The sequence below is a fragment of the Rhodococcus sp. HM1 genome (assembly GCF_023218075.1).
GTDB lineage: Bacteria > Actinomycetota > Actinomycetes > Mycobacteriales > Mycobacteriaceae > Rhodococcus.
The window spans coordinates 1-473 of sequence record NZ_JALPTB010000205.1; the positions used below are offsets into that span (position 1 = coordinate 1).

The window sequence follows — 473 nt, forward strand, 5'->3', positions numbered from 1 at the left end:
GCAATAACATCTTTATCATCTTCAACTACACAGATAATAGAACGATCTCTTTGTTTATCCTGACATATATAGCACGGGTCTTGCTCTGTAATATGTCCACATTCACTACAATAAGTTAATTCACGTTTAACATCTACTAACGCTTTCGCAAATTGAACGACATCGTCTTCTTTCATATCTAATACGTGAAATGCCAGACGTTGTGCCGTTTTCGGTCCAATGCCTGGCAATTTCATGAAACTGTCAATCAGTTTAGAAATAGGTTCTGGATATTGCATGTTATCACATTCCTGGAATGTTTAAGCCTTTAGTGTGCTTACCTAAGCGCTCTTGTGATAATTCATCAGCTTTGTTCATCGCTTCATTAGTAGCAGCAATCACTAAATCTTGTAACATTTCAATGTCGTCTGGGTCTACCGCTTCTTCTTTAATAACTACGTCTACTACTTCTTTGTGACCAGTCACTGTTACAG

Annotated in this window: 1 protein-coding gene and 1 pseudogene; both read right to left on the reverse strand. The window is 37.6% G+C overall.

Features of this window, described 5'->3' with window-relative positions:
• Positions 1 to 278 (reverse strand): annotated as a pseudogene (locus M1M07_RS32430) (recombination protein RecR); the annotation flags it as partial.
• A 4-nt stretch (positions 279 to 282) separates the two neighbouring features.
• On the reverse strand, positions 283 to 473 hold a 191-nt coding region (locus M1M07_RS32435; RefSeq protein ID WP_248676795.1), incomplete at its 5' end, for a YbaB/EbfC family nucleoid-associated protein.